Origin of the sequence: Streptomyces sp. NPDC014623 (assembly GCF_043088245.1) — a bacterium.
Taxonomy (GTDB): Bacteria; Actinomycetota; Actinomycetes; order Streptomycetales; family Streptomycetaceae; genus Streptomyces.
In genome coordinates, this window is sequence record NZ_JBIBZU010000024.1 from 104083 (window position 1) to 113448 (window position 9366).

Consider the following 9366-nt stretch of genomic DNA (forward strand, 5'->3'; position numbering starts at 1 on the left):
AGCACCTTGACCGCCATCGACCCCACCGCCCACCTGACCGCGGAGCAGATCGAGGAGCTGGGCCGCGAGCTCGACGCCATTCGCGACGAGGTGATCGCCGACCGCGGCGAGAAGGACGCCGCCTACATCCGTAAAGTCATCTCGGCGCAGCGCAAGCTCGAGCTGGTCAGCAGGGGCGTGCTGCTGTTCTCGATCTTCCCGCCCGCGTGGGTGCTCGGCACCGCCGGGCTGTCCGTGGCGAAGATCATGGACAACATGGAGATCGGCCACAACATCCTGCACGGCCAGTGGGACTGGATGCGGGACCCGAAGATCCACTCCACCACCTGGGAGTGGGATCACGTCTCGCCGGCCGAGCAGTGGAAGCACTCGCACAACGAGCTGCACCACACGTACACCAACGTGATCGGCAAGGACAACGATCTCGGCTACGGCATCATGCGCGTCGACGAGGACCAGAAGTGGCACCCGTTCCACCTCGGCCAGCCGCTGTGGAACTTCATCAACGCCTGCTTCTTCGAGTACGGCATCGCAGCGTACGACCTGGAGCTCGGCAAGAACCTGCACAAGCGCCGCCGCACGAACCCGGAGTTCCGCGCGCGGGCCAAGGCCGTGGGCCGCAAGATCCGCAGGCAGGTGCTCAAGGACTACGTGGTCCACCCGCTGCTGTCGGGCCCGTCCTTCCTCACCACGCTCGCCGCCACGTTCACCGCGAACGTGGTCCGCAACCTCTGGACCCACTCGGTGATCATGTGCGGGCACTTCCCCGAGGGCGTGCAGGTCTTCGAGCGCAGGTCGATCAAGGGCGAGACGCGCGGCCAGTGGTACCTGCGCCAGATGATGGGCTCGGCGAACATCAGCGGCAGCAGGGCCATGCACTTCATGACCGGCAATCTGTCGCACCAGATCGAGCACCACCTGTTCCCGGACCTGCCGAGCAACCGGTACGCCGAGGTCGCGGTGAAGGTGCGCGCGCTGTTCGAGAAGTACGAGCTGGAGTACGTCACCGGACCGCTGCCCAAGCAGGTGTTCTCCGCGTGGCACAAGGTCTTCCGGCTCTCGCTGCCGAACAAGAAGCCCAAGGTCAAGACGCCGGACCGCGAGCAGGAGCTCGTCGCGGCCTGATTCCCGGTGGTGGTTCAGATCTTTCGGCCGTACCGGTGGCACCGTCTGGTTCGGTGAGATCCGTTGCGGACGGTGGGCGGCCGCGACATCAGACCGTACGAAACGGGGTCCGGGCAGCCCGGTGTCCGGCTGCGCTGCCTGGACGTGTGCCAGGAGCTCAGCACACAGCCCCGGCGAGGTGGTGCAGTGCGCCGACCTGCCGTGGCCGGGCCGGTGGCCGGGGGCGTACGCGCACTCGGTTTGCCGGCGGGCGGGCTGGGTGGAAGGCATGGACACTGCCGGAACCGGTGCTTGCCGCCCCTCGGTCCGGCCTCGCACTGCCACAGGGATGGGCGGATGAGCCGAAGGGGGAGGGCTACCGTGCTCAGCTCGCCGTGTACGCGGGCGGGTGCTGCTGCCTCGCGGCACGGACATGACGGCCGCGTTCCCCGGGATCCGGGCGGGCCGGTGTTCGAGCGGCTGCAGCGGCGGTTCGCCCGGCGCGGGGCAGCTGCCGCCCAGGCGGCGCGGGAGTGGCCGGCGCACTTCATGGCCTTCGACCTGGTCCAGCGAGGCGGTGAGGCTGATCCTTCGGAGTGGACACCCTGACCATGGATCTTGGTGGTTCAAGGAGGGAGTCCAAGTGGGAGGTCAGTCCCCGTACCGGAGGAGTTCCGGAAAAGCGCCGTCACGTTGTATTGCGCGGGCGGTGGCAAGCGCACGTACGCGGCTGGGGCCGCCGGGCTCGGGATCACCGGGGAGACACTGCGCACATGGGTCCGCCAGGACACCGGGGCGAACGTGCCGGCCGTCCGGGGCGGCATCCGCCGCAGCGTGGGGCACGTCGGGCCCAGCTATGGCAACGCCCTCGCCGAGTCGTTCCTCCAGGGCCTCGAGCGAGAACTGCCGCACGGCCGGCGCTGGACGTGGAAGGCCCGGGCCCGCCTGGAACTGTTCCGCCGGATGTCGTACCGCGACCGACGCCGCCGGCACTCCGTACTCGGCTGCCTCACACCGGCCGAGTACGGACAGCGCCTGATCGCGTCACGCACTCTGTCACTCGCCGCATGGAACCCGGTGTCCACTCCCGGGGATCGGCCTCACCCCAAGATCCGTGCCAGAACCGGATCACGACGGCGATCGTCCAGCACTCCGGGAAGCGCCCGCCCGGGGCCGAGGCCAATGTTCCCGAGAACGGGTTCCGGCACGTGTTCCGTGGTCCGGCTTCACCGGGCTCGTTCCGGCCTCCAGCCGGTGCTGGTCATGCGTCCCGCTCCTCCGGCAGACGTCAATCCGACGCGACCGTTCACGCCCTGTGTGCCGGATCCCGAGAAGGGACAGCACCACCCGTCGACCGGCTCCCCGTCCCGGGCAGGGGTGGCCTTCCTGTGCCTCGACACCCGTAGCACCCGTTGTCCGACCGGCCGGTATTCGGCCTGGTGACCGCTGCAGTTCCCGGCGGACAGGCAAGGCGGACCGGCCGGGTCCTCGGTCCCTGGGTACCGGTAGACCTTTCGCCTCGCCCGCCGCGCACGCCCGTGGTGCGATGGAGCAGGGAGCCGGGAAGGAGAGAGCAATGATCCCACCAGCAGGGGAGCCCAGGAGTGGCACGGGTCCTGCGTCGGTCCGCCCGCTGGGTGAGGCGGACCTGGACCGGGCCGACGAGATCTTCAGGGTCGCCTTCGGGACGTTCCTCGGGATCCCTGAGCCGAAGACGTTCCTCGGGACCGCCGACTACGTCCGCACTCGCTGGGCGGCCGACCCACAGGCGGCCTTCGCCGCGACGGTCGACGGCGAAGTCGCCGGATCGAACTTCGCCGTCAACTGGGGCAGCGTCGGGTACTTCGGTCCGCTGACCGTACGTCCGGACCTGTGGGACCAGGGCGTCGGCAGGCGCCTCATGGAGCCGGTCATGGACTGCTTCGACGCCTGGGAGAACCGCCACCTGGGCCTGTTCACCTTTTCGCACAGTCCGAAGCACCTCGAGCTCTACCGCCGGTACGGTTTCTGGCCCCGCTTCCTCACCGCCGTCATGAGGAAGCAGGTCGCAGGCAGTGCCGCGGCCCCCCGCCAAGTGCTGTACGGCCGGCTGCCCGCCGCCGAGCAGCCCGACGCCCTGAGCCGCTGTCGCGCACTGACCGGGGCAGTGCACGAGGGCCTGAGCCTGGAACGCGAGATCGTGGCCACGCACACGCAAGAGCTCGGTGACACCATCCTGCTCCAGGACGCCGACTCCGAACTCGATGGTCTGGCCGTCTGCCACTGCGGAGCCGGATCAGAGGCCGGCGAGGACGTGTGCTTCGTCAAGTTCGGAGCCGTACGCCCTGGCCCGGAGGCCGCCGATCGGTTCGAACAACTACTTGGCGCGTGCGAGCAGCTGGCCTCCGAGCGCGGACTGGGCCAACTGGACGCCGGGGTCAACCTGGGACGCCCGGATGCCTACCGTCGAATGGCCGACCGCGGTTTCCGCACCTGGTTGCAGGGCGTGGCTATGCACAGGCCCAACGAACCCGGCTACAGCCGCCCCGATGCCTACGTGATCGACGACTGGCGCTGAGGGCCCGCCACACTCAGCCCGCGAGGAGGATCGGTGCTGCCCGAGAACGGGTTCCGGCACGCGTTCCGTGGTCCGGCTCCACCGGGCTCGTTCCAGCCTCCGGCCGGTGCTGGTCACGCGTCCCGCTCCTCCGGCAGACGTCAATCCGACGCGACCGTTCACGCCCTGTGTACCGGAGCTCGGCTTCGGGAGATGCTGCAGCCGTGTCGTGTTCGATCGTCATTGCTTCGAGGTGATGCTTGCGGCCTTCGCGGGGTGGCCGCTGCCGTGGTCCGCGGAGTCGCGTGGCCCGTCGGGTGAGGGGCGGGTGGATGTGGGGGTGGTGAGGGCGGCGAGACAGGTGATGACGAGGGTGATGCCGGCCCAGCCGGTCGCGGGGAGGCGTTCGCCGACGACCAGGACGGCGAGGACCGCGGCAACGGCTGGTTCGAGCAGGGAGAGGGTGGTGGCGGTGCTGGCGGGTACGTGGGCGAGGCCCCAGCCGAACAGGACGTAGCCGGCGAACATCGGGATGAGCGCCATGTATGTGCCGACGGCGGCGTTGGACCAGGAGGCGATCAGCGGCGCGCCCGTGACGGCGAGAACGGGCAGGAGGAGGAGCCCGCCGATTCCGAAGACCGCGCCCATCGCCGCACGGGAGGGGATCTGGCGGCTGATGAGCCGGTGGGCCGCCCAGGAGTACAGGGCGTAGGTGGCGGCGGCGATGATCCCGAGGCCGATGCCGAGCAGCGTGCGGGCCGTGGAGGCGCGGCCGGCGCCGTCGGTGGTGTGGGCGGCTTCGGCGACGCAGAGCAGGACGGTGCCGAGGAGGCCCAGCGTGGCTGCGAGCATCCAGCGCCGGGTGAGCCGGCGGCCGTCCACGACGCGTTCGATCAGCGCGGAGGCGAGCGGGGCGGCGCCGATCGAGACGACGGTGCCGGCGGCGACTCCGGCCAGATGCATGGAGCTGTAGAACGCCAGGGGGTAGACCGCCACCGAGGCGGCGCCCAGCAGGACCGCGCCGCGCTGCTTGCGCAGACCGACGGTGTGGCGGGTGATCTGCGGAGCGGCTGTCAGGGCCTGGAGGAGCCCGCCTGATCCCATGGCCGCAGCGCCGATGGCCAGCGGACCCACGTCCGGGGCGAAGGTGGCGGCCGTGCCGGTCGTGCCCCACAGCACGGAGGCAGTCAGTACGCACAGGGCCCCGGTCCTCGCGGGCCGGTCACGGCCGACACCGGTCACAGCCGGTCCAGCAGCGCCGCGGCCATCGAGCGGGCGCGCTGGACGCGCTCGCCGTCGCCCTCCAGGCCGGCACGGGCCATCGCGCCCTCGACCAGGAAGGACAGGTGCTCGGCCGCCGAGCGGACCTCGCCGGCCCGACCGGGCAGCAACTGCTCCAGGTGACCGGTGATCAGCTGCTCGACCTCCTCCTTGTGGGCGCGTACCACGGCCCGGCCCTCGTCGCCGGCCGGGAGCTCGGCGGCAGCGTTGAGCAGCCCGCAGCCGCGAAAGCCGTGCTCGTACGCGAACGCCGCGTGGTCCGCGTAGGCGTCGAAGACGGCCAGCACACCTCCACGGGGGCCGTCGGCCTGCTCGAGCCGGGTCCTGTACAGGCCGAGCCACTCCTCGTGCCGGGCGTCCAGGTAGGCCCGGACCAGGTCGGCCTTGGAGGAGAAGTTGTTGTACAGGCTCATCTTCGCCACGCCGGCCTCGGCCGTGATCGTGTCGATGCCCGTGGCGGCCACGCCGTCGGCGTAGAAGCGCCGGGCCGCCGCCTCCAGAAGCCGTTCCCGGGCGGGCCGCCGCCGTCCCGGGTTCACATCGGTCTCGCTCATCACAATCCAAACTAGGTAGGTAGGTCTACCTAGTTTAGGGAGCGGGGTGGAACTGGGGGAAGTCGGGAAGGTGCTCCTCGGCCAGACCCGGAATGGCCGCTCAGTTCCGTCTCAGCCTGCCCGATGTCCCCCTGGCGATCGGGGACGGCAACGCCCTGCCGATGGCCTCCGCCTCTATCGGCGTCCTCACACACGCCCCATCCTGGCATTGGACCGATCAGCGCAAATCCGTTCCGGAGGCTCTCCGAGTCCTGCGCACCGGCGGTGCACTCGCCCTCTGGTGGAACAACTCCGACACCCGCGTGCCATGGGTCGCCGGCCAGGACGCCCGCCTGCGCCGACTTTTCGGAGCCGGCGACAGCCCCCACGACCCCACGGCACGGTTCCACGGACTGCCGCCCGAGCTCGGCTTCACCCACCGGCACGTGCCGTGGACCCGGAGCGCCCCTCTCGACATGCACCTCGCCAACCTCGCCGGCTACTCCGACGTCCTCGTCCTCGGCAAGGAGGCGACGAACGCCTACATGGCCGAGGAGCGCGACTTCCTGACCGAGGTCTTCCCGGACCGGATCGTCAAGGAGCGCTACGTGGTCAGCTCGGCGGTCGCCGCCTGTTGACACAGCGATACGTCACGTTGGTGGCAGCCAGTGGACAGAGGGGCCGTCAGTTCTCAGGTTCTGGCTCAACTTCTGTGATGGTCACCCGGGGCTTGGTGTCTCGGGTCAGCGAGCACGGGAAACCAGCAGGTCAGCGGTTCGGATTGACGCAGGCCCGAGCCCGTCTGGCGCGCCTTCGCAGAAGTTGAGCCAGAACCCGTTCTCGTGGACAGAGCCGCCGAAGCCGTGATCACACCAGACATCAGGGGATCATTTTACTCGTCACCGGATGTCCTCTTTCACCGCAGCTCTGGACGGTCTCACCGAACCTTGTACGGTGCTCCTCGCAGGCCCCGGTGGCCTGAGTCAGTCGAAGAGGGCAACGAGTCCATTCACCCAGATCGCGAGGAACACAAGGACCGCCACCAGACAGCCGACGCCCGCCAGCACACCGCCGACCGTCCACGACTCGGAGGGCGCCTCGTACTTCCCTTCCAGGTCGTCCCCGTAGGAGGTGGGGTCGTCCCAGTCGACGGGGTGTCCTAGTTCTTCGGCGCAGGCGGTCCGTACCGCGACCAGTTGTCCCTCTGAGAAGGCGGTGGCGGCCTTCGCCTCAGGGCCGTGCCAGGCGAGGGCCTTCATCCGCCACCCGGGAGACCCGTATCGCGCTTCGAAGGCGGCGGTCTCGTCGGTATTCCGGTCCTCTTCGAGGTACATCCAGCGTCCAGCCTCGGCGGCGTCGCCGTAAAGCCGGTACATCTCGGCCAGACGACGGCGGAGTGTCAGGTCGTGCGGGAAGGACGAGATGAGACCGCGTAGGCGCTGGCGCGCGACGGGAACCCGGCCGGCGGCCAGGTCTGCATCGACTCGGGCAAGTGTCTCTCTCAGGGGCATGAACGCATGATCGTGTACCGCACTGACCTACGTCGACCTGGTTTTGTCGCTCAGCACTCGCTCGCTCTCAACGGCATCGGCATCGGCTGAACCTCACTCGGACGGGACACTTGCCAGTTACGGGAGAGCCTTTACGAGTTGGTGCGTGATAGCGGGCGGGGTGTCGTGCCTGGCAGGTGGCATGATTCGGTTGTGGCGATCATGGTCAATCGGGCGGTGCTGGCGCATCGACTGTTCACGGGAATCTCTCGGCGTCATCTCGCGCGTCCGGTTGAGGAGTTGGCGGTGCCGTGGCAAGCCGGTCCTGAGGGCCGCCGTCATGCTGCACGAGGCGGGGCCAGGAAGCGGGCCGCGGGTGCTGGTGCCCGTCACCAGCTGGTGTTCGTCGACCGGCTGGTGGCCACGCTGCTCCACCTGCGCCACGACCTGCCGCACTCGGTGCTGGGGCTGCTGTTCGGCGTCGACCGCTCCACCGCCACCCGCGCGATCGCAGAAGTACACACGCTCCTGGCCGAGCGGGGGTGCGCGGTCCCCGACCGCCCCGGCCTGCGCCTTCGGACACTGACCGACGTGTCCGCCTACGCCCAGGCCGAGAACATCGAGCTGCGGCTGGACGCCACCGAGATCCAGGTCCGCCGGCCACCGGCCGGACGTGGTGGCCGGCGCGCGTTCGTCTCCGGCAAGAAGAAGCAGAACACGATGAAGGCCACCGTGATCGCCGACCGGCAAGGACGCACACTATGGACCGACGCCCTGCGGCCCGGACGTATGCACGACGCCACCGCCGCCCGCAACGAAGGCATCGCCATCTGCTTCCAGCACTTTCCCGACGTCGAGGTCCTCCTGGACGACGGCTACCTCGGCCTGAGCCGCGACCACCGCGGGCAAGCGATCACACCGCCCAGAAAACCCCGGCCGGGAGCACTGCCCGGCAGAGTCGAACAGTGGGAACGCGACCACCACGACCACTCCTCCGACCGCATCACCGTCCAACACGCCCTCGCCGACCACAAACGCCGGAAGCAACTGACGCGCTGGACCCACCGCCGCGACCGCCTCCCCGACACCTACCGCACCATCGCCGACCCCGGCTCCGACCGCACCACCAACACCTGAGAACAGGCCCCGAACAGGTCAAACACGCCTCACCCGCTATCACGCACCAACTCGTTAGACCGGGGGACGTGTACAACAGCAGGTACTTCGGGGAACCGCAAGACAACATGTAACCTTCGAAGCAATACCTTCACGAGCCATGCCGCTAGGGCGATGAAGGTGGTCTTCGCCCACCGGTCCGACTCAGACTCGGGTGACGGGCGACCTGTAGGCATCATCACCGCCTTCTACACCGAGTGCGCTTGCTGAGTGGAGGGACATGTCGCTACAAGAACGGTATGCGGAATGGCTGGACGAGTTCGATTCCGACGTGCGCGTCGGAATCACTGAGTCGCTACAGCAAGGCGAGTACGGAACCCTGAAGGCGCTGATCTTCCGAGAAGATGAGCGTGGAGTATGGGTCGAAGCAGAGATTCAACGGCGGGGCAACGACACGCCCTGGACGTGCCGCCGTGTAGTGATCACGCCTCAGGGACCGCTGGACTCAGCACTGCTGGCTTCGACCATCTTCAGCTCAGCGGTGATCGAGGACCTCGATACCCAACCCTGATCACCAAGCTGACGAGCTCTCCACGTGTCGGTTTTGGATGTCGTCTCCAACGAGCCGGTCTGTACCGGAGAAATCATCAGGCCACTCCCACGGCTCAAGTTTTCGGGAGTGGCCGCGTGGTCACTCACCCAGCGGCGCTGTCACGTTGGTTGGTCGGGTGGGATGATCTTCTGGTTGATTGTGCTGGAGGGGACTGTCTGTGGGGGCCGTGTCGCCGTCGTACAAGGGGCATCGGTATCCGGTCGAGGTCATCTCCCACTGTGTGTGGCTGTACTTCCGCTTCCCGCTGTCGTTCCGCGAGATCGAGGAGCTCATGCTCGAGCGCGGGATCGTCGTCTCCTACGAGACGATCCGCCGCTGGTGCGCCAAGTTCGGGCAGACCTATGCCAACGCGCTGCGCCGCCGGCAGCCCCAGCCCGGGGACAAGCGGCACCTGGACGAAGTCTTCATCAAGATCAATGGGGAACAGAAGTACCTGTGGCGGGCTGTCGACCAGGACGGCAATGTCCTGGACATCCTGGTGCAGAACCGGCGGGACAAGGCTGCGGCCAGGCGTTTCTACCGCAGGCCGATGAAGAGGACCGGTGCGGTGCCGCGGGTGGTCGTCACCGACAAGCTCCGCTCCTACGGCGCGGCTCATCGCGAGGTCATGCCCTGCGTCGAGCACCGGCAGTCGAAGTATCTGAACAACCGGGCGGAGAACAGCCACCAGCCGACCAGGCAGCGCGAACGGGC

9 protein-coding genes are annotated in these 9366 nt (G+C 68.4%); 6 read left to right on the forward strand and 3 right to left on the reverse strand.

What is annotated here, in order from left to right:
* Positions 1-6: 6 nt before the first annotated feature.
* Positions 7-1125: a fatty acid desaturase family protein gene (locus ACF1FZ_RS30235; RefSeq protein WP_391776567.1), complete on the forward strand. Its 1119-nt coding sequence runs from the start codon at positions 7-9 to the stop codon at positions 1123-1125.
* A gap of 1555 nt (positions 1126-2680) precedes the next feature.
* On the forward strand, positions 2681-3661 hold the full coding sequence (locus ACF1FZ_RS30240) for a GNAT family N-acetyltransferase (RefSeq protein ID WP_391776568.1): 981 nt from the start codon (positions 2681-2683) through the stop codon (positions 3659-3661).
* A 219-nt stretch (positions 3662-3880) separates the two neighbouring features.
* On the opposite strand, the gene ACF1FZ_RS30245 is transcribed toward ACF1FZ_RS30240, so the two are convergent.
* Positions 3881-4882: a DMT family transporter gene (locus ACF1FZ_RS30245; protein WP_391776569.1), complete on the reverse strand. Its 1002-nt coding sequence runs from the start codon at positions 4880-4882 to the stop codon at positions 3881-3883.
* On the reverse strand, positions 4879-5475 hold the full coding sequence (locus tag ACF1FZ_RS30250; protein WP_391776570.1) for a TetR/AcrR family transcriptional regulator: 597 nt from the start codon (positions 5473-5475) through the stop codon (positions 4879-4881). Before ACF1FZ_RS30250 ends, ACF1FZ_RS30245 begins: the two co-directional genes overlap by 4 nt.
* Positions 5476-5567: 92 nt before the next feature.
* Between ACF1FZ_RS30250 and ACF1FZ_RS30255 the strand changes: the two genes are divergently transcribed.
* On the forward strand, positions 5568-6092 hold the full coding sequence (locus ACF1FZ_RS30255; protein WP_391776571.1) for an SAM-dependent methyltransferase: 525 nt from the start codon (positions 5568-5570) through the stop codon (positions 6090-6092).
* Between the two features lie 345 nt (positions 6093-6437).
* On the opposite strand, the gene ACF1FZ_RS30260 is transcribed toward ACF1FZ_RS30255, so the two are convergent.
* The gene (locus ACF1FZ_RS30260; RefSeq protein ID WP_391776572.1) at positions 6438-6965 is read right to left on the reverse strand and encodes a DUF6584 family protein; all 528 of its coding nucleotides are present in this window, start codon (positions 6963-6965) and stop codon (positions 6438-6440) included.
* Between the two features lie 201 nt (positions 6966-7166).
* Between ACF1FZ_RS30260 and ACF1FZ_RS30265 the strand changes: the two genes are divergently transcribed.
* From ACF1FZ_RS30265 to ACF1FZ_RS30275, 3 genes are all read left to right on the forward strand, one after another.
* Positions 7167-8081, forward strand: a complete 915-nt coding sequence (locus tag ACF1FZ_RS30265) for a transposase family protein (RefSeq protein ID WP_391776578.1) — start codon at positions 7167-7169, stop codon at positions 8079-8081.
* Positions 8082-8340: 259 nt separating this feature from the next.
* Positions 8341-8631, forward strand: a complete 291-nt coding sequence (locus ACF1FZ_RS30270; protein ID WP_391776573.1) for a hypothetical protein — start codon at positions 8341-8343, stop codon at positions 8629-8631.
* Between the two features lie 199 nt (positions 8632-8830).
* Positions 8831-9366, forward strand: a 536-nt coding sequence (locus ACF1FZ_RS30275) for an IS6 family transposase (protein ID WP_391776574.1), incomplete at its 3' end; no start/stop codon positions are given.

Coding starts and splice junctions, on each gene's coding strand:
- ACF1FZ_RS30250 (WP_391776570.1), bottom strand. CDS start 5,475: ATGAGCGAGACCGATGTGAACCCGGGACGGCGGCGGCCCGCCCGGGAA.
- ACF1FZ_RS30240 (WP_391776568.1), top strand. CDS start 2,681: ATGATCCCACCAGCAGGGGAGCCCAGGAGTGGCACGGGTCCTGCGTCG.
- ACF1FZ_RS30265 (WP_391776578.1), top strand. CDS start 7,167: ATGGTCAATCGGGCGGTGCTGGCGCATCGACTGTTCACGGGAATCTCT.
- ACF1FZ_RS30255 (WP_391776571.1), top strand. CDS start 5,568: ATGGCCGCTCAGTTCCGTCTCAGCCTGCCCGATGTCCCCCTGGCGATC.
- ACF1FZ_RS30270 (WP_391776573.1), top strand. CDS start 8,341: ATGTCGCTACAAGAACGGTATGCGGAATGGCTGGACGAGTTCGATTCC.
- ACF1FZ_RS30260 (WP_391776572.1), bottom strand. CDS start 6,965: ATGCCCCTGAGAGAGACACTTGCCCGAGTCGATGCAGACCTGGCCGCC.